The sequence below is a fragment of the Qipengyuania pacifica genome, from assembly GCF_019857205.1.
Lineage (GTDB): Bacteria > Pseudomonadota > Alphaproteobacteria > Sphingomonadales > Sphingomonadaceae > Qipengyuania > Qipengyuania pacifica.
In genome coordinates, this window is record NZ_JAHWXO010000008.1 from 57,577 (window position 1) to 83,238 (window position 25,662).

The following is a 25,662-nucleotide window of genomic DNA, read 5'->3' on the forward strand; positions in this document are numbered from 1 at the left end:
CGGATGTGCCTCATACCGGTCTGGGGGCGAGCAAGATGACGCCGGCGCCTACAAGGCAGATCGCCACGCCCAGAGTGTCCCACCGATCGGGCTTCACGCCTTCTGCGATCCAAAGCCACAAAAGCGCGGACAGAATGTAGACCCCGCCGTAGGCAGCATAAGTTCGACCTGCATGCTCGGCATCGACCAGCGTTAGCAAATAGGCAAAAAGGACGAGTGAAGCCACGCCCGGAACGAGCCACCAAGCCGACTTGTCCATACGCAACCACGCCCAGAAAGCGAAACAGCCCGCAATTTCAGCAATTGCAGCACCGAGATATGCGAGAAAGGTCATCATCTGACCTCTATCGAGATTTCGACTGTCGATCGCAAACGGGATTACCCGGTTGATGGCTTTACTGGACCAAGCGAGGCGCAACTACGATAGCATGGAGCCAAGATCGGAGCCCACGCTCGGATACACCGATACCATTTTCTTGAGATCGCTTGTTGTCAGTCCAAGTCGGATGGCCAAACCGAAGAAATTAATGATTTCGCCATATTCGGGTCCGAGCAGATGGGCGCCCAGGATAGTGTCGCTGTCCTTATCGATTATAACCTTGGTTGCAGCGCAGCTTTCGCCAACGCGAAGGTTGGAATACCAGTCGCCGGTGTCATTCTCGACGACGCGGATATCGTGCCCGGCCTCTCGTGCATCCTGTTCGAGCATGCCAACGCGGGTTAGCTCCGGTACGGTAAATACAGCGCTCGGAACTCCCGAATAATCCGGCTTGGTCCGGTTGCCCTTGAGCATATTGGACGCAGCTACCTTGCCCTCGAAAACCGCGACAGGCGTAAGCGGGGCACCCTGCGTATCGGCGGCATCCCCGGCAGCGTAGATTTTCGGGTTGGACGTGCTTTGCAGGTAGGCGTTGACCGCAACGCCCTTGTCACCTGCCTCGACATTGGCTGCGGCCAGATCGAGCTGATCAATTGCCGCGACGCGGCCCGCGCCTTGGACGACGAGATCGGCGCGCAAATCTTTCGTTTCGCTACCCGTTTCTACCGTGACAAGAAAGTCCGTCCCGTCCTTCTTGATGGATTTGAGTGACGTGCGCCGTCGCAGTTGGACGCCGACTTCCTCGCCTCGCGCGACGAGTCTTTCAACAAGATCGGCATCGAAACCTTTAAGCGGTCTCTCGCCGCGATCGATCATGCACACCTCGCTGCCGGCGCGTGCTGCGATATGGCCAAACTCGAACGAGATGAAGCCGCCGCCGATGAACAGGATGCGTTCGGGCAGCGCATCGAGCCGCATGAACTCGGTGCTGTCGGTAAGGTGTTCGGAGCCGGGAACATCTATCGTCCGCGGCTTGGCACCCGTTGCGATCAGGAAATGGTTTGCCTGAAACTGCCCCTCGCCGTCGATTTCGACGGTATCTTCGCCGACGAAGCGCGCTTTCCCGTGAAGGGTAGTGACGCCGTTGCTCTCCAGACCGTTTTCGATCCGACCGGGCATTTTGTCGGTGAACGTCTGCGTGAAGGCGACCAGATCGGGCCAGTTGATGGCGATGTCGTTCGGTTCGATGCCCTTGCCGTGCATGAGCCGCGCTGCGTCGATGATTTCCGCCCCGCGGCGGAGCATTTTCTTCGGATCGCAGCCGCGCAGGGCGCAGGTGCCGCCATAAGGCAGTTCGTCGACCACCGCGACCGACCAACCGGCTGAGGCGCATTTGTTGGCGGCATTTACGGCCGCCATACCAACACCCAGCACTATAAGATCGAAGTTTCGCGTACTCATCTCACCGCCCTCCGCAACATGTGGCGCCCTTGCGATCGGCACGCGTTTCCTGGATCGGCGGGCAGGGGATGGTGCCGAATGAGCAGAAGACACAGCAATCGCCCGCATTGGGGCGGAGTTTCACACCGCAACCATTGCAATCGTAGAAAAACCAGCAGGCATCCGTCGGCATTCTTTCGAGCTTTTTGTACCCGCAAGTAGGGCATGTGATCTCGGACTTCAGTTCGATCATAGCGCGCTCTCTGAAAGGATCGCCGGATATCCGGCCTCGGTCGACGCCGCGGCGATCGCGCTTGTGGTTGTTCGCTCAGGATCGAACTGCGCAGTCGCCGTCCTGGTCTCGTAATCGATAGTCACCTCGTGCACGCCTGCCACGCCTTCCATCGCGCGCCGAACCGTTATCGGGCAGGTCGCGCAGGTCATATTCTCGACCGCAAAACTTGCCGATTGCAGATGCGCGGAATTTTGTTGAACCCGTTCGTCGGAGTTTGGCGGAAACAAGGTCGCTGCCCAGATACCCGCTCCGGCCAGTCCCAGTATCGCAACTGCGACGATCATCGTCTTCTTCATCTTTCGAACTCCTAGTAGAATTGCGGCGCCCACCACTCGACCGTGGACGAGGCAGCGACCAATACGGTCGCCAGCCACAGGGAGCTTTTGACGAGCAGGTTTGCTCCGGGCCGCGCGCAATATGTTCCGTCTTCGCAAGGTTCGGCTTGCCGAAAATAGACGTGCCGGAATCCAAGGGCCAAAAAGACAACCGCAATGGCGATAAATACCCATTTGTACGGTTCGAGCGCAGTGAGATTGCCGATCCACGCGCCGCTGATGCCAAGGCTCAGCAATAACAGCGGGGCAATACAGCAGGACGAGGCGAGTATCGCGCCGAGCGTCCCGCCGCTCGCCCATAAGCGCTGCGCGTTCTTGTGCATTTGATCGACCATGGAAACCAATGTACTCCCTGTAGTAACTACAGGTTCAAGCACTAATTGGCATATGGCTCATGACAGCATCGCAAGTGATCAAACGGGGAGAACTGGCCAGACGGTCGGGCTGCAACCTTGAGACAATCCGCTACTACGAGAACATCGGTCTGCTTCAGCCTCCCGAGCGTACGGCAAGCGGGCACAGGCTCTATCCACCCGGCGACCAGGCGCGGCTCGGCTTTATCTTGCGCGGCCGCGATCTGGGTTTTTCGATCGAGGAGCTCAAAAGCCTGCTCAGCCTCGTTGATTCGCACCCCTACAGCTGCGGCGAGGTTCGGGATCTGACCAATAACCATCTGGCCAGCGTGCGAGCTAAAATTGCTGATTTGACTAGGTTGGAGCGCACGCTAGCCGATGTATCAGCCCGCTGCGAAGGCGGTGATGTTCCGGAATGCCCCATCATAGCTACGCTCTTTGGTCGTGGTCCTGGCGCCCGATAGTGAAGCTATGCCGTCGGAACGGGTGCGCGTCTTGAAGCTATTTCGATCGAAGCCGGATGCGACGAGGCGAGGGAACGAATATGCGCCCTGTCCGTCCCCTCACTACAGAGCCTCGTCATTTAACTTTTGATAGCTTTCCATGCCGACCACCATTCTGATTGTCGAAGACGAATTCCTCATAGCTGTCGAAATGGAGGCGGTGGTTCACGATCTCGGTCATGAATCCGCAGGCATAGCCGACGACATGCAATCGGCATTGGCAAAGGCTTCAGACGCGATCGATGTGGCGCTCGTCGATGTCAATCTGGCCGATGGAGCCACTGGTCCGAGGATCGGCGAGAAGCTTGCTGCGGATTTCGGGATCGAGGTTATTTTCGTAACCGCCAATCCCGCACAACTCGGCGAAGGGGTGAGCGGAACGCTGGGCGCGCTGGAAAAACCGGTCGATCTTAGCATTCTCAAGCAGGTTCTCGACTATGTCATTGCGGTCCGGAAGGGCGAAAAAATCGATCCGCCAGCCCGTCTTAGGCTCTTCTTTAACTAGGCTCCTGCAACCTGCTTTTTCGGACATCCATGACGAGTTCAACGCCATCGTCATGCCAGGTTCTCTCGTAATTGCCTCCTAGCTGTTGCTTCACGGCCAACTCGATGAGGCGACTTCCGAAACCCGTTTGAGGCCCACTCGCCTTGTCGATGTGAGCTCCGTGTTCCCTCCAGCGGAAGCGGACCATCTCGTCCTCGGTTGAAAGGTCCAGCGAAATCCTTCCCTCGGGATTGGACAGAGCTCCGTACTTCATCGCGTTGGTAGCCAGCTCGTGGAACACCAATGCAACCGGCGTGGCGGCGCGGCTTTCGACCGCGATATCGGGGCCGGAAATAGCAATCCTTCTTTCGGAAAAGGCAGGATAGGTCTCGAAGATCGTCGCAAGCAGCGTGGCGAGGGTCACTTCCTTGCCCTCGGGCTGGGACTTTTCGCTGTGGGGCCGGACGAATTCGTGCGCGCGCCCCAGCGCGGAAATCCGGCCCAGCAGGTCGCGCGACGCTTCACCGAACGCTTCATTTGCGCGCGCTGTCAGGCTGATCAAACCGGAAACAATCGCGAAGATGTTCTTGATGCGATGGCTGAGCTCTTGACTCAGGATTTCGTTTTGGAGGGCGGTGCGCTTCTGCTCGTCGATATCCGTACAAGTGCCGATCCAGCGCTGGATCTCACCCTCCTCGTTGAGGATCGGCAGCGCACGACCGATCATCCAGCGATAATCGCCGCTGTGATGCCTCAGGCGATATTCAACCTCGTACGGTTCGCCGGTAGCGAGGCTGTGGTTCCATTTCTTCCATGTGTCGGCCTGGTCATCCTCATGGAACATCCCGGCCCATCCTTCGCCGTCGGTTGATCCGACAGGGACACCCGTGAATTCATACCAGCGCGCATTGTAATAATCGTGGGAGCCGTCGGGAAGAGTCGACCATACCATCTGCGGCATGGTGTCGGCGAGCGCATGGAAAGCAGCTCCGGCGGATTGCAGCGCATGCTCTGTAGCGAGGGGCAAGACATCAGGCGCCGAAGAGGATTCGCGGCTGCCAAGCTGGAAGTTCGTGATGACTTTTGCATTCATAGCCAGCTTGTGACCTTCCCGGGATGAACAGAATCGGACCGATAAGATACCTGTCGTATCTTGATGATTTTCAAACGCTGACGCTCATCGCAAAGGTGGGATGGCCAGTAAACTCTCCCCTGTAGAGCGCCAGATGTGGCCCTCCCCAGTTCTTGGTATGTCGCTGCCTATCCGGATTTGATGAGATGCGAGCAGTCATCAAGTTCACAGGTAATCTTCATGCAGCAAAGCAGCGGTATAAATGGTGCAAACTTGGTCGATCCGGCACTTCGCGCCATGTTCGAGGCGCGCAAGCGCGTGTTCGTGGATCTTCTTGGGTGGGACGTTCCGGTGCTCGACGGGACCTTTGAAATCGACCAGTTCGATACGCCCTCGGCCGCCTATCTCGTCCTCACCGGCGAAAAGTGCGAGCATCGCGCATCGGCCCGGCTCCTGCGTTCTGATGGACCTCATATCTTACGCGATCTCTTTCCGCAGCTGTGCACCGGACCTGTTCCGCAGGATGAGGCATTTCGCGAGATTACCCGATTCTGTATCGATCCCACGTTGCCGCGCGCTGATCGCCGGAGTGTCCGCAACCAGCTCGTCTCCGCACTCGCCGATTTTGCAATATCGGAAGGGATCTCTGGTTATTCGGCGGTCGCCCCAGTGCCCTGGTTCCGTCAGATCGCCCAGTTCGGCTGGCGCTGCCAGCAGCTTGGACCGTGCGTTTCTATCGATGGGCAGCAGCTTGTCGCTCTTCGGATCGACATCGACCAAGATACACGCGCGCAACTCGCCAACGCAGGGATCTACTGCCGCAATCCTAAGCCGGAAGCCTATGGCGGCATGGAGCTGGCAGCATGACTGGGCCGAGGGAGGCGCATTGGCTCGATCAGCTGCAAGAGGATGGCTATTGCATCATTCCGCAGCTTGTCGCCGAGCAACAGATCGCCGCACTCGATGCCGACCTGGAAGGTGCATTTGCGCAGGCGCCCCTCGGCAAGGGAGACTTCTATGGCCATCGGACCAAACGGTTTGGAAGCCTGCTTCGCCGGTCGCAGGTCGCAGGCGATCTAGTCCTGCAGCCGCTAGTCCTATCGCTCGCCCGCGCAATTCTCGGCAGCGCCTGCGACCGGATACAGCTCAATGTCGCCCAGGCGATCGCGATCCATCCCGGCGAGATAGAACAGTTTCCGCATTGCGATCAGGATATGTGGGCAGGCCGCAAGGGCGATCACGAATATCTTCTCAACGTCATCTGGCCGCTGACCGAATTTACTCGCCTCAATGGCGCGACACGCATCTACCCCGGGACGCACAGGAAGCCTGTCGACAATCTCGAAAGTCTCGACGATCCCATAGTAGCTGTTTGCAAGCCCGGCGATGCGATCTGCTTTCTCGGCTCCACCGTCCATGGAGCGGGACCAAACCAGACCGAGGATGTCCGCCGCGGTGTCGTAATCGGCTACAGTCTCGGCTGGCTCAAACCCTACGAGAATCTCTGGCTGGCCTATCCACCAGCAGTAGCAAAAGAGTTCTCTCCCGAACTCGCCGAGCTCGCCGGATATGTGCAGCACCGTCCGAACCTGGGTAATTTCGAAGGGCAATGCCCGTCGGTTTTGCTGAGCGACAAGGTGCCCGAATTCCCTCAGGCAACCGATAGTCTGCGCCCCGACCAGAAAGAAGCGGTTCGTGAGTTCGCCAAGACGCGCCGCGGCGGACGATGAGTCCCGCTCACGTCCTCGAGCCTACGTACAGGCGGTTGAAAGATGCATTGCTGGAAGGGCGCTTCCGGGCCGGTACGAAGCTTGAGGCGATGCGACTCGCTGACGATTTCGGAGTGAGCATGACGCCGGTAAGAGACAGCCTGAACCAGCTTGTCGGTGAAGGGCTGGTCGACCTCACGCCCGGCGAAGGATTTCGCGTACCGCTGCTTACCGAACAGGCCTTGCGCGACATTCTGCAAGTCAACGCCCTGCTTTTGGAGCAGGCTCCCGACAACGATCACAAATCACTGCCAATCAACGAAGGATCAAACGACACGCGAGGTGCTTATGCCGACCGATTGGCGCGCGCCTTCAGAGACATCGCGGCAAGCTCAGGCAATCGGTTTCGCGTACATTTGGTCGAACGCATTAGCGACAGACTCCATCCGCTACGTGAACTCGAGCCGGTGATTTGGCCTGGCGCGCCGCATGCCCTTGAGCAAATTGAGCGAAAAGCGCAGCAAGGGTTCGATGGCTCAAACCGAGCGGTACGCGCATATCATCAACACATTGAGGATCTGGTACCCGCTCTTGTCGGACGTTTGAACCAGCAGACGCCCTAGCCCTCGCCAATATTTTAGGTCGTCTCCCCACTCTCGGACAGAACCGTCGCGAGGTGGTCATTCCAGGCATCGAGCGCCTGGCGCTTTTCGTCCTTCCAGTCGTGGCGCTGGTAGATGCCGGCGACTCCGGCGCGAGATCCGCCCACATGGTTGAGAACGGCTTCGGTGACTTCAAACCGAACGCCAAGCCGCTGGAAGTTCGTTGCGAGGGTTCGTCGTAGATCATGAAGGCGCCAGGCTTCGAGCGGCTCTTCGCAACGTTCCTCGATCAGGCTGTCGAGCTTCACCTTCCCTTTGGCGTATCCCGTAAAGCCCGCCCCGCTAGCTGTCGCGAAAACACGGCCCTTACGCGGCCACCTCTCGCCGCGAGCCTCCCGGTCGAGCTCGGCGATTGCAAGATCGTTGAGGGGAATGGAGTTAGGTTCTCCGTTCTTGGTTCGAGATCCGGGCAGGGTCCATAATCTTTCGCTGCGACTGAGCTCCTGCCAGTGCATCCCGGAGACTTCTTCACGGCGCTGTCCGGTTACGATCAGAAGCCTGACAATTGGACCAAAGCAGCGATGACATTCCGGCGCCGCATTCCAGATATGGCGGAGTTCGCCATCCTTGAGCCAGCGCTCTCGTGGCTTGACCGGAGGCGGCGTTTCCATGCCCTCCATCGGATTGCGATCGATATCTCCGCGACTGACGGCCCAGCGAAACAGGCGGCGCATAACGGCAAAGACATTTCGCCGGTTTGCCACCTGCTTGGGCGGCATCTGATCGAGAACCGAAACGACGTCGATCTTCGTAATCGCTGGCAGCGCCTTCATTCCGAATGTGGGCTTGAGGTAGAGGCGAATGGATCGCTCCACGAGGCGACGCCATCCCTCGCGTTTGCAGGAGCGAGTGAAGAGGTCAGCGTAATTCGAGAAGGCGAGGTCGACAGCTTCCCGGCGGCGCTGCTTTTCCGCATCAACCGGATCAATGCCCTGCGCAACAATCACCAACAATCGCTCAGCTTCCAAGCGTGCAGTAGTCGGTGTCCAAGGCGATCCATGTGATCCGATCGTGAAACGACGGGTCTTCGCTTCTCGTCCGCCCATTCGGAACTGGATTATGTAACTGATTGATCCAGCAGTTGTAATCTTGACGCCAAAGCCCTTGAGATCGGTGTCCCAAAGATAGTTTTCCTTTGGTCCAACCGGGAGCGAATCGACCGTGCGCTTGCTGATTTTTCCTGTTGCCATGCGATACCTCGTGGCCTTTTCTGGCAATCACCGGGTAATCACGCAAGCGGAAAAAGGGGCGAATTGGAGGCAATTCTGGCGTAAGTGTTTTGCGCTAAGTCGTTGTTTTTACAACATCAGCGTAGTCTAGCGTCGCCTGAATCGAAAGTACCACACCTCATGCCCATAGACGGTGCGGGCCTTGTGTTCGTAGCGCGTTTCGGGCCAGCCTGACGGGCGGTTCTGCCAGCTGGCCGGGCCATCGACGATCCATTCGAAGTCGTCGCCGAAGCGCCGCATGACCATCAGGGCGTGGCGCAGGTAGACGGCGTGGTCGGTGCCGAAGCGGAATTCACCGCCCGGTTTCAGCTTGTCGGCGAACATGCGGACCGGGCCATCGTTCATCATGCGGCGCTTGGCATGCTTGTTCTTGGGCCATGGATCGGGGTGCAGGAGATAGAGCATGGTCAGCGCGCCGTCGGGCACGCGGCGCAGCACTTCCAGCGCATCGCCGTGGTGGATGCGGACATTGGCGAGCGTGCGGTCGCGGACGTGGGTGAGGGCCTGCGCGACCCCGTTTACGAAGGGTTCCGCGCCGATGAATCCATGATCGGGCAGCAGATCGGCGCGTTCGGCGAGATGTTCCCCGCCGCCGAAACCGATTTCGAAATGCAGCGGGCGGTCGAAACCGAAGAGGGTTTCCGACGTCACCGGCCCTTCGTCGGGCACGGAAATCTGCGGTAGCAGACGGTCGACCAGATCCTGCTGCGATGCGCGCAGGGGCTTGCCCTGACTGCGCCCGTACAGGCGGTTGAGAGTTGTCGGGTCACCTTCCTTGAATGCGCTCATGGCGCGGGCGACTAACGATCCGCCCCTCGTGCGTCCAGATGGTACGCATGTCGATCATACGTTTGATCGGGCAAAAATTCCGTCTGTTCGGCAGGGTTGAACCGCCGGGCAACCGCAGTCTAGGGGCCGCGCATGCAAAGACTGCTAGACGATTACTCCGGCCTCCCGCTGTGGCTCCAGTCGCTCATCGCCCTGTGCGCGCTGGCGGTGGCGGCGCTGACGGTCAACTGGCTGCTGAAGAAGGTCCTGCTGCGCATCGCCGCGCCCTATCTGGATGCACGGTCCGATACGGTGGACCGGTCGGCGGCGTGGCTCACCACGGTGATACCCCTGCTGCTCGTCTCGCGCGGGATCGGCCTGGTGCCGCACCTGCCGGAAGAAGTCGTGAACGTGACGGTCAACATCGCGCGCACGATGATCGTCCTGTCGATCGCCATGGCGATCGGCGGTGCTCTGGATTACGCGAACGAGCTCTATTCCCGCCGCCCGGAATCGCGCAGTCGCCCGATCAAGGGATATGTGCAGGTCGTGAAGATCGCCATCTACTTCGGGGCGGCGATCCTGATGATCGCGGTTCTGATCGAGCAATCGCCGCTGCTGCTGCTATCGGGGCTCGGCGCGATGGCGGCGGTGTTGATGCTGGTGTTCAAGGACACGATCCTGAGCCTGGTGGCGAGCGTCCAGTTGAGCAGCAACGACATGCTGCGGGTCGGCGACTGGATCGAAATGCCCGGCATGAACGCGGATGGCGACGTGGTCGATATCGCCCTGCACACGGTGAAGATCCGCAATTTCGACAAGACCATCACGACGATCCCGACGCACAGGCTCATCGCGGACAGCTTTCGCAACTGGCGCGGGATGAACGAGAGCGGCGGGCGGCGCATCAAGCGCGCGCTGGTCGTCGACCAGAATTCGATCCGCTTCCTGGACGACAAGGAAACCGACGATCTCAAGCGCTTCAGGCTGCTGGACGATTACCTGGCGCGCAAGCAGGAGGAGATTGCCGAATGGAACCGGCATGAACTGTCCAGCGATTGCGACACGATCAATGCGCGCCGGATCACCAATATCGGCACGTTGCGCGCCTATGTGATCGCCTATCTCAAGAGCCATCCGCGCATTGCGGGGGCAGGGTTCACGCTGATGGTGCGCCAGCTACCGCCGGGGCCGCAGGGCCTGCCGCTAGAAATCTACTGCTTCACCGACACGGTGGAGTGGCCACAATACGAAGCGATCCAGGCCGACATCTTCGATCATATGCTGGCCATCCTGCCCGAGTTCGGCCTGCGCATCTTCCAGCATCCGAGCGGGCAGGACTTCGCGCAGCTTGCGATCAGGGCCGAATAGGAAACGCCCCGGAAGCGCGATGGCTGTCCGGGGCGTCTCATGATCCCGTCCGGGGATATGCAGTGTCAGGCGGCTTCCGCCTCTTCGTTCGGGTCGCGCAGCACATAGCCGCGGCCCCATACGGTCTCGATGTAATTTTCGCCGCCGCAGGCATGGCTGAGCTTCTTGCGCAGCTTGCAGATGAAGACGTCGATGATCTTGAGTTCGGGTTCGTCCATGCCGCCATAAAGGTGGTTGAGGAACATTTCCTTGGTCAGCGTGGTGCCCTTGCGGAGCGAAAGCAGCTCCAGCATGGCGTATTCCTTGCCGGTGAGGTGAACGCGGGCGCCATCCACTTCGACGGTCTTGGCGTCGAGGTTGACGGCCAGCTTGCCGGTACGGATGACCGACTGGCTGTGGCCCTTGGAGCGACGCACCACGGCGTGAATGCGGGCGACCAGTTCTTCGCGGTGGAAGGGCTTGGTCACGTAATCGTCGGCACCGAAGCCGAACGAGCGGATCTTGCTGTCCATTTCGGCAATGCCCGAAAGGATCAGGACCGGCGTCTGCACTTTGGCGACGCGGAGTTTCTTGAGCACGTCGTAACCGTGCATGTCGGGCAGGTTCAGATCGAGCAGGATGATGTCGTAATCATACAGCTTGCCGAGATCCAAGCCTTCTTCGCCGAGGTCGGTCGAGTAGACATTGAAGCCTTCGGTCGTGAGCATAAGCTCGATGGCCTTGGCCGTTGTCGGCTCGTCTTCGATCAGCAGTACACGCATTGGGATGTCCCCCGTTGGTTCCCTAGTGTCCGTCGGTAACACCCATAGAGGTGTTGTCCTGTATTAACCACATTTGGTCTGAAGGAAAAAGGTTAACGCGAAGTAAAGTGCGTTAACTTTTTTCCCTGTGGCAGACAGGTGTCAGAGCGCCGCCAGTTTCTTCTGCCGCCGCCGTTGCGCGCTGGACCCGATCCCGATCGCCTCGCGATATTTGGCGACCGTGCGCCGTGCGAGATCGTAGCCTTCCTGCTTGAGAAGCCCGGCCAGAGCCTCGTCCGAGAGGACTTTCTTGGGGTCTTCGGCATCGCACAAGGCGCGGATGCGCGCCTTGATCGCTTCGGCAGAGGCGCCTTCGCCATCGGCCGCGGCGACGCCGCTCGAGAAGAAATATTTCAGTTCGAACGTGCCGCGCGGGCAGGACAGATATTTGTTGCTGGTAACGCGGCTGACGGTCGATTCGTGCATTTCGATCTTCTCGGCCACTTCGCGCAAGGTCAGCGGGCGCATCGCCGTCACCCCTTCGCGGAAGAATCGCTCCTGCCGTTTCACGATTTCGGCCGACGTCTTGAGAATCGTCTTCTGCCGCTGGTCGAGCGCCCGGATAAGCCAGTCGGCTTCACCGAGCTGTTCGTTGAGCCAGCTTTGCGAAGCCTTGTCGCGCGCCCCGCCTTTCAGTTCGAGATAGTATTCGCGGTTAACCACGAGCCGGGGGAGGCTGGCTTCATTGAGGCGGATGTCCCACCCATCGGCGCTGGGCGTAACCAGTACGTCGGGCACCACCGCGCCTTCATCGCCGCCTGCATGGGCGAGACCGGGCTTGGGATCGTAACTGCGCAATTCGGCAAGCATGTCGGCGAAGTCTTCATCGTCGACTTCGCACATGCGTTTGAGCCGTCCGATGTCGCCGGCTGCAACCAGGTGGAGATTGTCGATCAGCCGCGCCATGCACGGATCGTAGCGATCGGCCTCGCGCGCCTGCAGCGCCAGGCATTCCGCCAGCGATCGCGCGCCTACGCCGGTGGGATCGAGCGACTGGACGGTGGCCAGCGCCCGTTCGGCCTCTGCCAGCGGGATGCCCAGTTCATCGGCCACCTGCCGCAGATCGGTCAGCAGATAGCCGGCCTCGTCGAGTTCGCCGATAATCCGCAGGGCGATGAGCGCCTCGCGTTCGTCATGGGCGACGAGGCCGATCTGGCTGGCAAGGTGATCCGACAGGGTCGGGCTGCCGGAAGACCGGTTTTCCAGATCCGGCAATTCGGCACCGCTGGCGATGTCCCCGCGGCTCCAGTCGCCGCCTTCGCCGTGGATGAAATCGCCCGGTGCAGCTTCCGGATCGAGCGCATGGTCGGCGACATCGAGCGCGCCTTCGCCGCCGAAATCGGGCGCGCTGTCATGCTCCGACGGTTCGGCAGGCGAATCCTCGCCCGCTTCGCGCCGGACTTCGCCCATTTCGAGGAGCGGGTTCGATTCGAGCGCTTCGGCAACGAAGGTTTCGATTTCGAGATTGGACAGCGCCAGCAGCTTGATCGCCTGCTGGAGCTGGGGCGTCATCACCAGCGACTGGGTCTGCCGGATATCGAGGCGCGGCCCCAGCGCCATGAGCTAGATCCTCGCGATAGCGGGCATCACAGGGTGAAGCTCTCGCCCAGATAGAGGCGGCGGACGTTTTCATCCGCCACCAAGGCTTCCGGCGTGCCGGCAAAGAGTACCTGACCGCCATAGATGATGCAGGCCCGGTCCACGATCTCCAGCGTTTCGCGGACGTTGTGATCGGTGATCAGAACGCCGATTCCGCGAGTCTTGAGATCTTTGACCAGGTCGCGAATGTCGCTGATGGACAGGGGGTCGATCCCGGCGAACGGTTCGTCCAGCAGCATGATCGACGGCTTGGCCGCCAGTGCGCGGGCGATTTCGGCGCGGCGCCGTTCACCACCCGAAAGCGCCATGGCGGGGCTGGAGCGAAGGCGGGTAAGGCCGAATTCGTCCAGCAGCCGTTCCAGTTCCTGCGTGCGCGTGTCGGCATCGGGTTCGACCATTTCGAGCACGCAATTGATGTTCTGTTCGACCGTCATCCCGCGAAAGATGCTGGTTTCCTGCGGCAGATAGCCGAGGCCGAGGATGGCGCGGCGATACATGGGGAGATTGGTCACATCTTCCCCATCCATCAGGATGCGGCCCGCATCGGGACGCACGAGGCCCATGATGGAATAGAAACAGGTGGTCTTGCCGGCCCCGTTCGGGCCGAGCAGGCCGAGGACTTCGCCCTTGCCCACCGAGAGCGAAATATCCGTCAGGACGGCGCGATTGTCATAGCTCTTGGCTATGGAAATGACTTCCAGTCCCCCCTGCGGGATGGGAGGGGCGGCTTCGTGGACCGCGTCGTTGTCAGGGCTCATCTCTACATCCGCCATGGGCGCGACATAGCACGCGTTCCAGCCATGAGAACCCCGCATGCGGCCCTTTTCGACCAACTGGCAGGATTCGTGCATGGGCGATGTGCCGCACCATATATGGACAAGTGGAGCATGCGTGCGCACGATTGCTTGCCAGGGTGCGGCATTTTTGAAACAATGCGATTCGAGAAGGGGTAGAGAGGAACAGTGCAATGAGCAAAGCGCTCTATGAAAAGGACATCGCAAGCGGGCACCGGACAAGCAGGGCTCGCGACTGGCGACGATCCATGAGCGACAATGTCGCATTCGCACTGCTGGTCTATACCGGTCTTCAGATATTCATGACTGTCAACGCGATGAAAGACGGCGTTTCTTCCATCGTTCCCTATCTCGCCCTCGTCATTCTGGTGGGCGGCATCATTCCTGCCTGCCGCTGGTTCGAGCGGCGCTGGTCGGGACTGTCCGACGCCAGGGCGGCCGACCCGGACATGAAGCCGGCCTTCCGCCGCGACCAGATCATGCTCTGGCTGCTGGCCATCGGCCTGCCTGTCGTACTGACGATGTTCTTCAAGCTGCTCTTCTCCTGATCCATTCACCGGTTGTCAGCGGGAAGGGCGCGCCCTACCTCGCGCGGATGATTGCACACTTCCGGCTGATGCCATGATCGGGCCCGACACCGCGCTGGCCCGCTGCCAGGACCTGATCCAACTGGCCCGCAAGATGGGCGCGGACGAGGCCGATGCCGTTGCCCGCGCATCCGCTTCCGAAAGTGTCGGCGTGCGCCTCGGTGCCCTGGAGGACGTCGAGCGATCGGAAAGCGAAGAGATCGGCCTGCGCGTGTTCGTCGGGCGGCGATCGGCATCGATCAGCACCAGCGATTTTGCGCCCGAAGGGTTGAAACTGCTGGCGGAACGTGCGGTTGAAATGGCGCGGCTGGCGCCGGAAGATCCCTATGGCGGGCTGGCCCCGGCCGATGCGCTGTTCAGCGGCGATGGCGTCGATCTGGATCTGCACGACGGGGTCGACCCGTCGCCGGAAGAATTGCGCGAAGCCGCGCTGGCCGCCGAAGATGCGGCGCGCGGCGTTGCCGGGGTCACCAATTCCAACGGGGGCAGTGCATCGGCATCCCGGTCGGTCTTTGCACTTGCGGCCACCAACGGTTTTGCCCGCGGATATTCCGGCGGATCGCACACGTTTTCCGCCAGCGTCGTGGCAGGCGAAGGCGCCGACAAGCAGACCGATTATGCCTATCGCACGCAGCGCCACCGCAGCGATCTGCCCGACCCGGCCGGTATCGGACAGGAAGCGGGCGAGCGCGCGGTGCGCAAGGTGCGCCCGGTGTCGATCCCGTCGGGCAAGATGCCCGTGGTGTTCGACCCGCGCGTGGGTGGCGGCATCATCGGCCACCTGCTCGGCGCGATGACCGCGCCTTCCATCGCGCGCAAGGCGAGCTTCCTGATCGGGCGGGAAGACGAGCAGCTTTTCGACAGTGCGATCCGTATCGCCGAAGATCCGCAGCGCCTGCGGGGCCTGCGGTCGCGCAATTACGACGGGGAGGGCGTGGCCAGCGTGCCGCGCGATCTGGTGTCGAACGGCCGTATCTTCGGCTGGCTGACCAATGTCGCCAGTGCCGCGCAGCTCGACCTCAGCCTGACCGGCCATGCCAGCAGGGGCGGGGGCGGATCGCCGGGCGTGGCGGCGGGCAATATCTATCTGGCCGCAGGCGAAGCGAGCGTTGCCGAACTGATCGCCGATATCGAGGATGGCCTGTTCGTCACCGATCTGTTCGGTCAGGGCGTCAATCTGGTGACCGGCGATTACAGCCGCGGTGCGAGCGGGCTGCGCATCCGCAATGGCGAGCTGGCCGAACCCGTGGCCGAAATCACCATCGCCGGGACGCTGCCGGAAATGTTCCGCGCACTCGTACCGGCGAGCGATCTGGAACTGGTGCGCGGGCTGGATGTGCCGACCTTCCGCATCGACGGCATGTTCGTGGCGGGGCAGTGATACGGCTGTTCGCCCTACTGGCCCTGCTGCTGGCAGTGCCGGCGGCGGCCCAGCTCGAGGCGCCGTCCGATCCGGTTGCAACGCCGACCCCGGAGCAGACGATCGCAGCGACGCGCGATGCCGGCGACGACGAGCGGATCGCAGAGCGGATCTCCGGCATTTTTTCCGAGCTGCCCGCCTTTCGCGGCGTGGACATCATGGTGCGGGAAGGCGTGGTCTCGCTGTCGGGTACGGTGCCCAAGCCGGAAGACGTGAGCCGCGCCGAAGCCATCGCGAGCCGGGTATCGGGGGTAGTGACGGTCGAGAACGGTCTGGAGCGCGACCTGTCGCTGTCGGCGGGAAGTGCGGGGATTTCCAATCTGGCCGACCGCTGGAACGGCTTCCTCAGAATGCTGCCGCTGATTGCCGCCGCGCTGGCCGTGTGGGCGATCATCGCCCTGTTCGGTTATCTCCTGGCGGGGCTGGGGAGCGTGTGGCACCGTATCGCTCCCAACAGCTTCCTGGCAGAACTGATCTCCAGTGCGATCCGCTTCGTATTCGTGGTGCTGGGGCTGGTCATCGCGCTCGACATCATCGGGGCGACGGCGCTGCTGGGCGCGGTTCTGGGCGGGGCAGGGCTGATCGGTATCGCGCTGGGATTTGCGATGCGCGACACGATCGAAAACTACGTCGCATCGCTGATGCTGTCGCTGCGGCAGCCCTTTCGCGCGAACGACCATGTGGTGATCGACGACCTCGAAGGGCGGGTCATTCGCCTGACGAGCCGCGCGACCGTGCTGATGACGCTGGACGGCAATCAGCTGCGCATTCCCAACGGACAGGTCTTCAAGGCGGTCATCCTCAATTACACCCGCAACCCGCAGCGCCGGTTCGATTTCGATCTGGGCGTGGATGCGGACGACGATCCAACGGCGGCGCTGAAGCTGGGGCGCGATACGCTGGCTGGCCTGCCCTTCGTGCTTGCCGAGCCGCCGCCCGAAGCGCGGATCGAAGAAGTCGGCGATTCCAATATCGTGCTGAAATTCCTCGGCTGGATCGACCAGGGCGAGGCGGATTTCTTCAAGGCGCGAACGCGCGCGATCGCGACGCTCAAGGTGGCGCTGGAAGAAGCGGGCTTTGCCTTGCCGGAACCGATCTATCGCCTGCGCTTCGATTCGCGTTCGGCCACCATCCCGATGATGCCTGCAGGCGAATCAGGCAAGGTCGCGACCAGCGAGGCTAAGCCCTCGAAGCCATCGCTCGAAACGATTGCCGAGGCGGAGGACATCCGGCCTGCAAACGAAATCGGCGAGATGGTGGAACAGGAACGAAGGCGCGGCGGGAGCGAGCAGGAAAAGGATCTGCTCGACCACTCGCGCCCCGTCGAATAGCGCCTAGTTGGAGCTGTTGTAGCGCTCGACGCTTTCCAGAATGATGCGCTTGGCTTCGGCCGCATCGCCCCAATTGCCGATCCGCACCCACTTTTCCTTTTCCAGGTCCTTGTAGTGGGTGAAGAAGTGCTCGATCTGCTGGAAGATGATGCTTGGCAGATCCTTGGTTTCGGCGACATCCGAATAATAGGGGAAGGTCGTATCGATCGGTACGCAGACGAGCTTTTCGTCGCCGCCATGTTCATCCTCGAGATTGAGCACGCCGATCGGACGGGCCCGCACCACGCAGCCGGGAATGAAGGGGCTGCGCGAAATGACCAGCGCGTCGAGCGGGTCGCCATCGGGCGAAAGCGTGTGCGGCACGAAGCCGTAGTTCGCAGGATAGCGCATCGGCGTGTGCAGGATGCGGTCGACGAACAGGGCGCCCGATTCCTTGTCGAATTCGTACTTTACCGGTTCGCCGCCGGTCGGGACCTCGATAATGACGTTGAGGCTTTCGGGCGGATTGTCGCCGGTCGGAATCATTTCGATGCGCATTGCAGCTAATCTCTCGTTGTGGTCGGCCCCTCTCCCCAGAAAGACTTCGCGCCGCGCCTTATAGTCCGTCCGTCCGGCTAGCAACCCGCCTTGCTGCCTATTTCGTGCGCGCTGCCAGAAGGCGATCGAGACCCTGGGTGCCGCCCGATACCGGTTCGATCCACGGATAGCGCAGGCCGCCGTGATAGGGGATTTCCAGAGTATCGAAGCGTTCGCCCCGCTTGACCAGCAAGGTGATCGGTTCGCTACCATCCTTGGCCGCGGTCACTGCATCGCGAATGACGTCCTTGGAATAGGCATCGCCGTTGACGGCGACGATCGTGGCGCCGTTGACGATACCGGCATCGAATGCAGGCCCATCCCACAAGGTGGAGGACACCTTGCCGTCGCCATCGAGAACGACGCCGAGCGAATAGAACAGATCCAGCGACTTGCCGCTGGAACTGCGCCCTTCGGCATAGGGGTTCGGAGTGTCTTTCCAGACGAGGCGATAGCCGGCTTTTTCGAGACCGCGCACGGGGGCGGGCTGGTCGGGCTGGCGCAGCCGTGTGTCGAGGAATTCGGCCCAGTCGTAGGGATAGATCGCATTCAGCGTCTCCACGATTTCGTCGAAGTCATAGGTCGACACGCCCCAGTCGCCATCGCTCTTGCCGAAGAATGCCTTGGCGAAGTCGTCGAGACCCTTGCGCCCCCTGGTGCCTTCGCGGATGATCTGGTCCGCTTCCAGCCAGGTGAGCGCGCCTTCGACATAATAGTCCTCGCTACGCTGGAGGGAACTGTAGGGCAGGGGACGCCGCGAATTGGTGATCGGGTCGTAAGTCGTATCCTCGACACTGCGCCAGGCACGGCCGGGCTGGCCTTCGGAATAATTGGCCACGGCATTGGCGAACATGCCCAGCACCGTGTCCTTTTCCTGCAGACCCGAACGAGCCGCCAGCACCCAACCCCAGAACTGGGTCTGGCCTTCGTAAACCCACATCAGCGAGTTCTGCATCGGGGTGCGATAGTCGGGCGTCCACAGGCCCTCTGGCCGGCGGAACTTGCCGTTCCAACTGTGAACCAGTTCGTGGCTGACGACGTTGCGGGCCCAATCCATCTTTTCCCAGTCGATCAGCGCTTCCGGCTCGTACTGGTTTTCGCTGGACCGGTGATGCTCCAGCCCGATCCCGCCCATGCGATCGGTCATCGCCAGCAGGAAATTGTAGTGATCGAAATGGCGCGCGCCGAAAACCGCATCCGCCTCGTCGATCAGCTTTTCGAAGGTGCGCAGGTTTTCAGGTGCAAGCTCGAGATATTTGGGCGCATCGGCCACTGCATCGAGCGTGACTTCGGGATCTAGCGACCATTGCTTCGCGTAACGGCCCGCGAAGATCGGCGAATCGACCAGCGTTTCGTAGTCGACCGTTTCCCAGGTCACCGTGTCGCCGCTGCGCGCCTTGCCATCGAGCGCGGTGAACACTTCCCAACCCTGCGGAACGGTGACCGTAGGCTTGAACGCAATGCGGCGCGTGTAATGGCCTTCGGGGTAGAGGCTCATCGCTTCCCACTGAAGGTTGAGCATTTCCTGCGTCATGGTGATCCGTCCCTCGCGGCCGGTGACGGGCGAGGTGTGCATGAACTGTGCTGTTACTTCCGTGACACCTTCCGGCACGTCGACCACGAAGCGGAAAACGTCGAGCGGATCGCGTTTCCATTCGAGTGGCTGGCCGTTGGCGGTAAAGCGGATGTTCGACAGCAGGTTGATCTGCCCGCGAGCGGAATGTTTCCCCGGCAGCCATTCGGGAAGCAGGAGGGCCAGTTCGCGCATTCCGGCAGGCACCGGGATCGTCTCGGTAACCGAATAGACCGCACGGCGGGTATCGGTGGCATCGATATTGAGTCCGATCGTTCCACCGGGCCACGGCGTATCCTGGGGCAGTGGAGTCGCATCGCCAAGTTGCGGCGCGATCGGCGCGGAGTTGGTATCCGGCTGGGCCTGGAGCGGACTGGAGACGAGCAGGGCAGCGACGAGCGTAGCGGGAACGGTGGTGATTTTCATGGCGGTGTAGATGCTTGGGCGGCCTGCGGAAGGCAAGGCCGCCCTCGACCAGCGGCACGCTCGGCTCCACCGACGTGCAGAAGGGTGGCGGCGTGCCGACCGCTTGCTGCCGAGGCCCAACGCACCTAAAGCGCGCGCCATGAGCAAGACCCCGCAAGCCATCCGTGGCACCCAGGATATTTTCGGCGCCGATGCCGAGGCTTTCGCCTTCGTGGTCGAAACCTTCGAGCGTGTGCGCAAGCTCTATCGCTTCCGCCGCGCCGAAATGCCGGTGTTCGAGAAGACCGAGGTATTCAGCCGCGCGATCGGCGAGACGACCGACGTGGTCTCGAAGGAAATGTACAGCTTCGACGATCGCGGCGGCGAGAGCCTGACCCTGCGTCCCGAATTTACCGCCGGGATCGCCCGCGCATTTCTGTCGAACGGCTGGCAGCAGCATGCCCCGGTAAAGCTGGCGACGCATGGGCCGCTGTTCCGTTACGAGCGCCCTCAGAAGGGGCGGTATCGCCAGTTCCACCAGATCGACGCCGAAATCATCGGTGCGGGGGAACCACAAGCAGATGTCGAGCTGCTGGCCATGGCCGATCATTTGCTGAAGGAACTGGGCATCGAGGGCGTGACATTGCACCTCAACACGCTGGGCGATGGCGATAGCCGCGAGGCATGGCGCGCCGCGCTGGTCGAGCACTTCCGCGAAGTGAAAGACGAACTGTCCGAAGATTCGCAGGAGCGGCTGGAGAAGAATCCGCTGCGCATTCTCGACAGCAAGGATCGCCGCGACCAGCGTTTCGTTGCCGATGCGCCGAAGATCGACGATTTCCTGACGGACGAAGCGAAAGCCTTCTTCGATGCGGTGACCAGCGGCCTCGATGCCGCGGGCGTAAAGTGGACGCGCGCGGAAAGCCTGGTGCGCGGGCTCGACTATTACCGCCACACGGCGTTCGAATTCATCCCTGATGAGGGCAGCGAAGCGGCAGGCAAACTCGGGAGCCAGAGCACTATTCTCGGCGGCGGACGCTATGATGGGCTGATGGAAAGTCTCGGCGGTGCGCCTACGCCCGCGGTCGGTTGGGCTGCGGGGATCGAACGGTTGGCGATGCTGGTGGGGGCTCAAGAAGAGAAGCGCGTCGAAATCGCGGTCGTCGTTGAAAATTCTGCGCGCGAGCATGATGCCATCGCTGCTGTGTCAATGCTTCGTCGGATGGGAATCTCGACAGAGCTATTTGCAACTGGAAGCCCCCGCAAGCGGTATGACAAAGCGCGCAAGACCGATCCGGGAGTGCTGGTTTCAATGGATTTGCGGGAGGACGGCACAGCTCGGCAGAATTGGGTTGTGACGCTTCCAGAAATTACTCTCCAGGATGAAGCTTTCGCTGCTTTCACTAGCCGCTGGGACATCCCGGACGATACGTATTGAAGATGCAAATTCCAGCCGAGCGCCTCGACCAGATCACCCACCGCTTCGCCGAGCTCGAGGCGCGGATGGCGTCTGGCCAGCTCGAAGGCGATGACTTCGTCCAGGCGAGCCGCGATTATGCCGAACTCGAGCCGGTGGCCAAGGTCGCTGCCGAGGTTCAGGCGATGCGGGCGGAGCTTGTCGATCTGGAGGAAATGCTCGCCGATCCGGAAATGAAAGCGATGGCCGAAGAGGAAATCGCTGCGCTGAAGAAGCGCCTGCCCGAGGCAGAGCATTCGCTGGCCGTCGCCATGCTGCCGCGCGACAGCGCCGATGCCAAACCCGCCATGCTCGAAATCCGCGCGGGGACGGGCGGCGACGAGGCAGCGCTTTTCGCGGGCGATCTTTATCGCATGTACGAGCGTTTCGCGGCCGAGCAGGGCTGGAAGGTCGAGCCGGTCAGCATGAGCGCAAGCGAGGTCGGCGGTTTCAAGGAAATCGTTGCCAATGTCACCGGCACCGGTGTTTTCGCGAAATTGAAGTTCGAAAGCGGTGTGCACCGCGTGCAGCGCGTGCCCGAGACCGAAAGCGGCGGGCGCATCCACACCTCTGCCGCGACCGTGGCCGTCCTGCCCGAGCCGGACGAGGTCGACGTGCAGATCGATCCGACCGACCTCAAGATCGACACCTATCGGGCCAGCGGCGCGGGCGGGCAGCACGTCAACACCACCGACAGCGCGATCCGCATCACGCACTTGCCCACGAATACCGTCGTCACTTGTCAGGACGGCCGCAGCCAGCACAAGAACCGCGAAAAGGCGATGCAGGTGCTGCGTACCCGGCTTTACGATGCGCAGCGCGAGGCGACGCAAGGGGCCGAAGCGGAAGCGCGCAAGGCCATGGTAGGCAGCGGCGACCGTTCGGAGCGCATCCGCACCTACAATTATCCGCAGGGCCGGGTGACCGACCACCGGATCGGCCTGACTCTGCAGAAACTGCCGCAGATCATTGCCGGGCCGGGCCTTGGCGAACTGGTCGACGCACTGATCGCCGAGGATGAGGCAAAGCGGCTTGCCGCAATGGCCGAATAACGCCGTGGTCTGTGTGACCCGATGGATGGCCGCATGACCATTGCCGACGCGATCCGCGCGGCAGCGGAGCGACTTTGCGCCACCAGCGATACCGCCCGGCTCGATGCCGAACTGCTGATGGCGCATGTGCTGGGCGTGTCACGTTCCCAACTGCTGCTGTTGCGGATGCGTGACGAGGCTGCGCCGCATGCGCCCGGTTTCGATCGGCTGGTTGAACGACGCGCGGCTCACGAGCCTGTGGCGCATCTGCTGGGCGTACAGGAATTCTTCGGGCTCGAGTTCGCCGTGACCCCCGATACGCTGATCCCGCGCGGCGACAGCGAAACGATCGTCCAGGCAGCGCTCGATTATGCCCGGCACGATGCCCGCGTGCTCGATATGGGGACAGGGTCGGGCGCGCTGCTGCTGGCTTTCCTGCACGAGCGGCCCGATGCAAAGGGGGTGGGCATCGACGCCTCTGCTGCTGCTCTTGCCGTGGCCCGCGCCAATGGCCAGCGGCTGGGGCTGGCGAAGCGCGCGCAATTTGTACAAGCGAACTGGCTGGAGGCGGACTGGGAGCACGATCTGGGCCGTTTCGACCTGGTGCTGTGCAATCCCCCCTATGTCGAAAGCGATGCCGTCCTCGATCCCGACGTGCGCGAATTCGAACCGGCTACGGCGCTGTTTGCCGGGCCGGAAGGACTTGACGACTATCGGGCCGTAGTTCCACAACTTGGCAAGCTGCTTGTGCCCGGCGGCGTCGCGATATTCGAAATCGGGGCAGGGCAGGCCGAAGCCGTCGGAGCTATCTCGAGCGAATCGGGCTTCGCCGTGGAGACGCGCCGCGACCTTGCCGATCGACCGCGCGCATTGATCCTGAGATAAAAGACTTGGCAAAGGCGATTCGAACGCTTAACTCTGGCCCCAGGCCAGTGGTGCGCGGCTAACGCCTCCCCACCGGTTCCAGCTCCGACATTGCAGTTTTGGTGCGAGGCTCCGGCCCCGCATACCATGCACAAACCGGGGCACGCGAACTGCGACAGGCGCAGGCGCGCAAGGGGTCACGCGGCCAGTTGTGGACCGGTTTTATGGTCTACGCCGCGCATTTAATGAGGACCAGCTACCCTTGAACAACAATCGCAATAATAACCGCCGTCGCGGACGCGGGAATAATCGCAATCAGGGCGGCGCCAATTCGGGCAACCGGATCGACAGCCGCGCTCGCGGCAATGCCCCGCAACTGCTCGACAAGTACAAGAAGCTTGCCCAGGACGCCCAGCATAATGGCGACCGCGTGCAGGCCGAATATTATCTGCAGTTCGCCGACCATTATTTCCGTGTCATCGCCGACAACAAGGCCCGTCAGGACGAAGCCAAGGCGAAACGCCACGACGAGCGCGGACACAACCAGTCAGACGATGACGACGATGATGACGACGGTGATGATCGCCGCAACAATCGGCGTCCGCGCGGTCGCCGCGACGATCAGGACGACGACAATCGCAAGCCGCGCGCTCGCCGCGACGATCGGGATGACGATGAAGACGAAGTGCGCCAGCCGCGCGCTCGCCGTTCCGAGAACGAAGACGACGGTGCTCGCAAGCCGCGCGGTCGCAAACCGCGCAACGACGATGGCGGTGATGACGAAAGCGAGTTCGAGCCTTCCGATAATCCGTTCACACGCCGCGACGAAGAGGGTGAAGCACCCAAGAAGCGTCGCGCACCGCGCAAGCCGAAGACGAGCGATAGCTCGGCGGGAAGCGATGGCGGTATCGATGCCACCGTGCTGCCGCCGTCGATCGGCGCGAACGATTCCGATGAAAAACCTGCACCGCGCCGCCGTCGGCGCAAGCAGGAAGACGATAGCGAAGTAAGCGCTGTCGGTTGATCGCGCTTGCAGTGCTGACCTGACGATTTAAGGGTCAGGCCGATGGAGAAAATCCCCGGCTTGGCCCGATCGCACCCGAATATTGCCGCGCTCTTGCTGGGCGCGGCATCCGCTTTCGGTTTCCAGCCCCTTCACCTGTGGCCGCTCGGCCTGGCGGCTATGGGGACTTTCGGCTGGCTGGCCTTTTATTCGCCAAGCTGGAAACGCGCGCTTCTGGCCGGATGGCTGTTCGGCGTCGCCCATTTCACCGTCACCGACAACTGGATTGCCACTGCCTTTACCTATCAGGCGGAAATGCCTGCGATCCTCGGTTGGGCTGCCGTTCCGCTGCTGGCGCTGTATCTCGCCGTGTGGCCCGCTTTTGCCACCTGCGCGGCCTGGCTGATCGCGCGCCGGGCAAACCTCCTCGCCTTTGCCCTAGCCTTCGGCGCCATGTGGATCGCAGCCGAATGGCTGCGTAGCTGGGTTTTCAGCGGTTACAGCTGGGGGCCGTTCTCCATGATGATGCTGGGCCCGTGGGATCGACCGGGCTTTGCCGTCCTCCTGCCTTATGCCGGCAGTTATGCCCTGTCGGGGATAACGGTCGCCCTCGCCGTCGCACTTGTCTGGCTTGGGCAGGCGAAACGGTTCGTCGGCATAGGGCTTGTCTGTTTCGTGGTTGCCATGGTCTATTTCCCGGCTGGGAAGGGCCGCGACGGGAGTTTGCCGCTGACGCTGGTGCAGCCCAATCTGCGACAGGACGAGATCGACGATGCTTCCAAGTTCGAGGAACAATTCCAGCGCATCGCCGGGCTGAGCCGTGCCGAAGGGCCGCAAAGCCGGCGCTTGGTACTGTGGCCGGAAAGCGGAATCCCCGACTACCTGCGCGATGGCTATCCGCAGCGGTACTACACCCAGATGACGGCGGCGGGCGATCCCGCCTTCGCCCGCGCACGCGTGGGGCAGGCCATCGGTCCGGACAGCCTGTTGCTGACCGGTGTCGTGGACCTCGAAATCGGAATGGTCGACGGGCGCGAAAAAGCGGTGGGGGCGTATAACACGGTCACCTCGGTCGATCCGCAGGGTCAATTGGGCGAGAGATACGCCAAGGCGCATCTGGTGCCGTACGGCGAATACCTGCCGATGCGCAGCCTGCTCGAGCCACTGGGCCTTTCGCGGCTCGTTGCCGGGACAATCGATTTCATCCCGGGACCGGGCCCGCAGACCCAGGACCTGAGCGACTATGGGCGCGCGGGCATGCAGATCTGCTACGAAATCGTGTTCTCCGGCGAAGTGGTGGATCGGGCCAACCGCCCCGATTATATCTTCAACCCGTCGAATGATGGTTGGTTCGGCCTCTGGGGGCCGCCACAGCACCTTGCGCAGGCGCGAATGCGTGCTGCGGAAGAAGGACTACCGGTGCTGCGATCCACTACGACCGGGATCAGCGCCGTGATCGATGCTCGCGGCGTTGTGCGCGAGCATATCGGGCGCAATGTTGCAGGGCGAATCGATACGCTCGTACCTCCGCCGCATGCTGCCACGCCCTTCGCCCGACTTGGCCACTGGCTCACGCTGCTTTGGGGCGTCGCTCTGCTTGCGCTTTCACTGGTTGCCAGACGACGCATGGAAGGCTACCGCAGGAAAGACACATAAAGACTTCTTTATATCAGGATTTCGATC

At 61.6% G+C, this 25,662-nt stretch carries 27 protein-coding genes; 14 read left to right on the forward strand and 13 right to left on the reverse strand.

Annotated features, from left to right (window positions below; translation table 11 throughout):
* Positions 1 to 10: 10 nt before the first annotated feature.
* The 5 genes from KYK83_RS12985 to KYK83_RS13000 all read right to left on the reverse strand — a co-directional run bounded on the left by KYK83_RS12985 (position 11) and on the right by KYK83_RS13000 (position 2,724).
* Positions 11 to 337: a YnfA family protein gene (locus KYK83_RS12985; RefSeq protein WP_054522830.1), complete on the reverse strand. Its 327-nt coding sequence runs from the start codon at positions 335 to 337 to the stop codon at positions 11 to 13.
* An 81-nt stretch (positions 338 to 418) separates the two neighbouring features.
* Positions 419 to 1,780, reverse strand: a complete 1,362-nt coding sequence (locus KYK83_RS12990; RefSeq protein ID WP_054522829.1) for a dihydrolipoyl dehydrogenase family protein — start codon at positions 1,778 to 1,780, stop codon at positions 419 to 421.
* Between the two features lies 1 nt (position 1,781).
* Entirely contained in the window at positions 1,782 to 2,012 is a 231-nt protein-coding gene (locus KYK83_RS17465; protein ID WP_082379137.1) for a GDCCVxC domain-containing (seleno)protein, read from the reverse strand.
* A complete protein-coding gene (locus tag KYK83_RS12995; RefSeq protein ID WP_047819462.1) occupies positions 2,009 to 2,350 on the reverse strand; it encodes a heavy-metal-associated domain-containing protein in 342 nt (113 codons plus the stop codon). The genes KYK83_RS17465 and KYK83_RS12995 overlap by 4 nt, the downstream gene beginning before the upstream one ends.
* An 11-nt stretch (positions 2,351 to 2,361) precedes the next feature.
* The gene (locus KYK83_RS13000; protein ID WP_010240364.1) at positions 2,362 to 2,724 is read right to left on the reverse strand and encodes a mercuric transporter MerT family protein; all 363 of its coding nucleotides are present in this window, start codon (positions 2,722 to 2,724) and stop codon (positions 2,362 to 2,364) included.
* A 59-nt stretch (positions 2,725 to 2,783) separates the two neighbouring features.
* Here KYK83_RS13000 and KYK83_RS13005 point away from each other — a divergent pair, with 59 nt between their 5' ends.
* Complete coding sequence (locus tag KYK83_RS13005; RefSeq protein WP_222828553.1) at positions 2,784 to 3,206, forward strand: MerR family transcriptional regulator; 423 nt, start codon at positions 2,784 to 2,786, stop codon at positions 3,204 to 3,206.
* A 139-nt stretch (positions 3,207 to 3,345) separates the two neighbouring features.
* Positions 3,346 to 3,750, forward strand: a complete 405-nt coding sequence (locus KYK83_RS13010) for a response regulator (RefSeq protein WP_010240358.1) — start codon at positions 3,346 to 3,348, stop codon at positions 3,748 to 3,750.
* Here the strand turns inward: KYK83_RS13010 and KYK83_RS13015 are convergent.
* Positions 3,743 to 4,822: a sensor histidine kinase gene (locus KYK83_RS13015; protein ID WP_222828554.1), complete on the reverse strand. Its 1,080-nt coding sequence runs from the start codon at positions 4,820 to 4,822 to the stop codon at positions 3,743 to 3,745. The two genes, KYK83_RS13010 and KYK83_RS13015, sit on opposite strands and share 8 nt — an antisense overlap.
* Before the next feature lie 219 nt (positions 4,823 to 5,041).
* On the opposite strand from KYK83_RS13015, the gene KYK83_RS13020 reads away from it, so the two are divergent.
* From KYK83_RS13020 to KYK83_RS13030, 3 genes are read left to right on the forward strand one after another with little or no spacing between them, the layout of a single operon-like run.
* Complete coding sequence (locus KYK83_RS13020) at positions 5,042 to 5,668, forward strand: acyl-homoserine-lactone synthase (protein ID WP_050775909.1); 627 nt, start codon at positions 5,042 to 5,044, stop codon at positions 5,666 to 5,668.
* Positions 5,665 to 6,531, forward strand: coding sequence for a phytanoyl-CoA dioxygenase family protein (locus tag KYK83_RS13025; protein ID WP_010239387.1), 867 nt, complete (start codon positions 5,665 to 5,667; stop codon positions 6,529 to 6,531). Before KYK83_RS13020 ends, KYK83_RS13025 begins: the two co-directional genes overlap by 4 nt.
* Positions 6,532 to 6,566: 35 nt before the next feature.
* On the forward strand, positions 6,567 to 7,133 hold the full coding sequence (locus tag KYK83_RS13030; protein ID WP_248284457.1) for a GntR family transcriptional regulator: 567 nt from the start codon (positions 6,567 to 6,569) through the stop codon (positions 7,131 to 7,133).
* 14 nt (positions 7,134 to 7,147) lie between these two features.
* On the opposite strand, the gene KYK83_RS13035 is transcribed toward KYK83_RS13030, so the two are convergent.
* Both KYK83_RS13035 and trmB read right to left on the reverse strand, forming a co-directional pair.
* Positions 7,148 to 8,362 (reverse strand): tyrosine-type recombinase/integrase, encoded by a 1,215-nt coding sequence (locus KYK83_RS13035; protein WP_029140603.1) that lies wholly within the window; start codon positions 8,360 to 8,362, stop codon positions 7,148 to 7,150.
* Positions 8,363 to 8,488: 126 nt separating this feature from the next.
* Complete coding sequence (gene trmB, locus KYK83_RS13040; protein ID WP_222828556.1) at positions 8,489 to 9,190, reverse strand: tRNA (guanine(46)-N(7))-methyltransferase TrmB; 702 nt, start codon at positions 9,188 to 9,190, stop codon at positions 8,489 to 8,491.
* A gap of 132 nt (positions 9,191 to 9,322) precedes the next feature.
* Here trmB and KYK83_RS13045 point away from each other — a divergent pair, with 132 nt between their 5' ends.
* The gene (locus KYK83_RS13045; protein ID WP_196847480.1) at positions 9,323 to 10,540 is read left to right on the forward strand and encodes a mechanosensitive ion channel family protein; all 1,218 of its coding nucleotides are present in this window, start codon (positions 9,323 to 9,325) and stop codon (positions 10,538 to 10,540) included.
* 65 nt (positions 10,541 to 10,605) lie between these two features.
* Here KYK83_RS13045 and ctrA read toward each other — a convergent pair whose 3' ends face one another.
* The 3 genes from ctrA to lptB form a co-directional block, all read right to left on the reverse strand.
* Entirely contained in the window at positions 10,606 to 11,301 is a 696-nt protein-coding gene (gene ctrA, locus KYK83_RS13050; protein ID WP_050601718.1) for a response regulator transcription factor CtrA, read from the reverse strand.
* A gap of 141 nt (positions 11,302 to 11,442) precedes the next feature.
* Positions 11,443 to 12,900: an RNA polymerase factor sigma-54 gene (gene rpoN / locus KYK83_RS13055; protein ID WP_103022986.1), complete on the reverse strand. Its 1,458-nt coding sequence runs from the start codon at positions 12,898 to 12,900 to the stop codon at positions 11,443 to 11,445.
* A 26-nt stretch (positions 12,901 to 12,926) separates the two neighbouring features.
* Positions 12,927 to 13,697: an LPS export ABC transporter ATP-binding protein gene (lptB, locus tag KYK83_RS13060; RefSeq protein ID WP_234003092.1), complete on the reverse strand. Its 771-nt coding sequence runs from the start codon at positions 13,695 to 13,697 to the stop codon at positions 12,927 to 12,929.
* Positions 13,698 to 13,906: 209 nt separating this feature from the next.
* On the opposite strand from lptB, the gene KYK83_RS13065 reads away from it, so the two are divergent.
* The 3 genes from KYK83_RS13065 (at position 13,907) to KYK83_RS13075 (ending at position 17,071) form a co-directional block, all read left to right on the forward strand.
* Positions 13,907 to 14,281 (forward strand): hypothetical protein, encoded by a 375-nt coding sequence (locus KYK83_RS13065; protein WP_103022987.1) that lies wholly within the window; start codon positions 13,907 to 13,909, stop codon positions 14,279 to 14,281.
* A gap of 73 nt (positions 14,282 to 14,354) precedes the next feature.
* A complete protein-coding gene (locus KYK83_RS13070; RefSeq protein ID WP_222828557.1) occupies positions 14,355 to 15,701 on the forward strand; it encodes a TldD/PmbA family protein in 1,347 nt (448 codons plus the stop codon).
* On the forward strand, positions 15,698 to 17,071 hold the full coding sequence (locus KYK83_RS13075; RefSeq protein WP_346729469.1) for a mechanosensitive ion channel domain-containing protein: 1,374 nt from the start codon (positions 15,698 to 15,700) through the stop codon (positions 17,069 to 17,071). The genes KYK83_RS13070 and KYK83_RS13075 overlap by 4 nt, the downstream gene beginning before the upstream one ends.
* A gap of 3 nt (positions 17,072 to 17,074) precedes the next feature.
* Here the strand turns inward: KYK83_RS13075 and ppa are convergent, their stop codons facing one another.
* Both ppa and KYK83_RS13085 read right to left on the reverse strand, forming a co-directional pair.
* Complete coding sequence (gene ppa, locus KYK83_RS13080; protein WP_103022989.1) at positions 17,075 to 17,608, reverse strand: inorganic diphosphatase; 534 nt, start codon at positions 17,606 to 17,608, stop codon at positions 17,075 to 17,077.
* A gap of 97 nt (positions 17,609 to 17,705) precedes the next feature.
* Positions 17,706 to 19,646, reverse strand: a complete 1,941-nt coding sequence (locus tag KYK83_RS13085; RefSeq protein ID WP_222828558.1) for a M61 family metallopeptidase — start codon at positions 19,644 to 19,646, stop codon at positions 17,706 to 17,708.
* 139 nt (positions 19,647 to 19,785) lie between these two features.
* Here KYK83_RS13085 and hisS point away from each other — a divergent pair, with 139 nt between their 5' ends.
* The 5 genes from hisS (at position 19,786) to lnt (ending at position 25,635) form a co-directional block, all read left to right on the forward strand.
* The gene (gene hisS / locus KYK83_RS13090) at positions 19,786 to 21,063 is read left to right on the forward strand and encodes a histidine--tRNA ligase (RefSeq protein ID WP_222828559.1); all 1,278 of its coding nucleotides are present in this window, start codon (positions 19,786 to 19,788) and stop codon (positions 21,061 to 21,063) included.
* Positions 21,064 to 21,065: 2 nt separating this feature from the next.
* A complete protein-coding gene (gene prfA, locus KYK83_RS13095; RefSeq protein WP_196847485.1) occupies positions 21,066 to 22,133 on the forward strand; it encodes a peptide chain release factor 1 in 1,068 nt (355 codons plus the stop codon).
* Positions 22,134 to 22,166: 33 nt separating this feature from the next.
* Positions 22,167 to 22,997 carry a peptide chain release factor N(5)-glutamine methyltransferase gene (gene prmC, locus KYK83_RS13100; protein WP_222828560.1) on the forward strand — a complete coding sequence of 277 codons (831 nt, stop codon included), beginning with the start codon at positions 22,167 to 22,169 and terminating at the stop codon, positions 22,995 to 22,997.
* 241 nt (positions 22,998 to 23,238) lie between these two features.
* Positions 23,239 to 24,000: a DUF4167 domain-containing protein gene (locus tag KYK83_RS13105; protein WP_222828561.1), complete on the forward strand. Its 762-nt coding sequence runs from the start codon at positions 23,239 to 23,241 to the stop codon at positions 23,998 to 24,000.
* A 42-nt stretch (positions 24,001 to 24,042) separates the two neighbouring features.
* Entirely contained in the window at positions 24,043 to 25,635 is a 1,593-nt protein-coding gene (gene lnt, locus KYK83_RS13110; RefSeq protein ID WP_222828562.1) for an apolipoprotein N-acyltransferase, read from the forward strand.
* Positions 25,636 to 25,662 lie beyond the last annotated feature (27 nt).

What these genes read in the sequence shown, in the direction of transcription:
- KYK83_RS12985 (WP_054522830.1), bottom strand. Translation starts at nt 337, where the DNA reads ATGATGACCTTTCTCGCATATCTCGGTGCTGCAATTGCTGAAATTGCG.
- KYK83_RS12990 (WP_054522829.1), bottom strand. Translation starts at nt 1,780, where the DNA reads ATGAGTACGCGAAACTTCGATCTTATAGTGCTGGGTGTTGGTATGGCG.
- KYK83_RS17465 (WP_082379137.1), bottom strand. Translation starts at nt 2,012, where the DNA reads ATGATCGAACTGAAGTCCGAGATCACATGCCCTACTTGCGGGTACAAA.
- KYK83_RS12995 (WP_047819462.1), bottom strand. Translation starts at nt 2,350, where the DNA reads ATGAAGAAGACGATGATCGTCGCAGTTGCGATACTGGGACTGGCCGGA.
- KYK83_RS13000 (WP_010240364.1), bottom strand. Translation starts at nt 2,724, where the DNA reads ATGGTCGATCAAATGCACAAGAACGCGCAGCGCTTATGGGCGAGCGGC.
- KYK83_RS13005 (WP_222828553.1), top strand. Translation starts at nt 2,784, where the DNA reads ATGACAGCATCGCAAGTGATCAAACGGGGAGAACTGGCCAGACGGTCG.
- KYK83_RS13010 (WP_010240358.1), top strand. Translation starts at nt 3,346, where the DNA reads ATGCCGACCACCATTCTGATTGTCGAAGACGAATTCCTCATAGCTGTC.
- KYK83_RS13015 (WP_222828554.1), bottom strand. Translation starts at nt 4,822, where the DNA reads ATGAATGCAAAAGTCATCACGAACTTCCAGCTTGGCAGCCGCGAATCC.
- KYK83_RS13020 (WP_050775909.1), top strand. Translation starts at nt 5,042, where the DNA reads ATGCAGCAAAGCAGCGGTATAAATGGTGCAAACTTGGTCGATCCGGCA.
- KYK83_RS13025 (WP_010239387.1), top strand. Translation starts at nt 5,665, where the DNA reads ATGACTGGGCCGAGGGAGGCGCATTGGCTCGATCAGCTGCAAGAGGAT.
- KYK83_RS13035 (WP_029140603.1), bottom strand. Translation starts at nt 8,362, where the DNA reads ATGGCAACAGGAAAAATCAGCAAGCGCACGGTCGATTCGCTCCCGGTT.
- trmB (WP_222828556.1), bottom strand. Translation starts at nt 9,190, where the DNA reads ATGAGCGCATTCAAGGAAGGTGACCCGACAACTCTCAACCGCCTGTAC.
- KYK83_RS13045 (WP_196847480.1), top strand. Translation starts at nt 9,323, where the DNA reads ATGCAAAGACTGCTAGACGATTACTCCGGCCTCCCGCTGTGGCTCCAG.
- ctrA (WP_050601718.1), bottom strand. Translation starts at nt 11,301, where the DNA reads ATGCGTGTACTGCTGATCGAAGACGAGCCGACAACGGCCAAGGCCATC.
- rpoN (WP_103022986.1), bottom strand. Translation starts at nt 12,900, where the DNA reads ATGGCGCTGGGGCCGCGCCTCGATATCCGGCAGACCCAGTCGCTGGTG.
- lptB (WP_234003092.1), bottom strand. Translation starts at nt 13,697, where the DNA reads ATGAGCCCTGACAACGACGCGGTCCACGAAGCCGCCCCTCCCATCCCG.
- KYK83_RS13065 (WP_103022987.1), top strand. Translation starts at nt 13,907, where the DNA reads ATGAGCAAAGCGCTCTATGAAAAGGACATCGCAAGCGGGCACCGGACA.
- KYK83_RS13070 (WP_222828557.1), top strand. Translation starts at nt 14,355, where the DNA reads ATGATCGGGCCCGACACCGCGCTGGCCCGCTGCCAGGACCTGATCCAA.
- ppa (WP_103022989.1), bottom strand. Translation starts at nt 17,608, where the DNA reads ATGCGCATCGAAATGATTCCGACCGGCGACAATCCGCCCGAAAGCCTC.
- KYK83_RS13085 (WP_222828558.1), bottom strand. Translation starts at nt 19,646, where the DNA reads ATGAAAATCACCACCGTTCCCGCTACGCTCGTCGCTGCCCTGCTCGTC.
- hisS (WP_222828559.1), top strand. Translation starts at nt 19,786, where the DNA reads ATGAGCAAGACCCCGCAAGCCATCCGTGGCACCCAGGATATTTTCGGC.
- prfA (WP_196847485.1), top strand. Translation starts at nt 21,066, where the DNA reads ATGCAAATTCCAGCCGAGCGCCTCGACCAGATCACCCACCGCTTCGCC.
- prmC (WP_222828560.1), top strand. Translation starts at nt 22,167, where the DNA reads ATGACCATTGCCGACGCGATCCGCGCGGCAGCGGAGCGACTTTGCGCC.
- lnt (WP_222828562.1), top strand. Translation starts at nt 24,043, where the DNA reads ATGGAGAAAATCCCCGGCTTGGCCCGATCGCACCCGAATATTGCCGCG.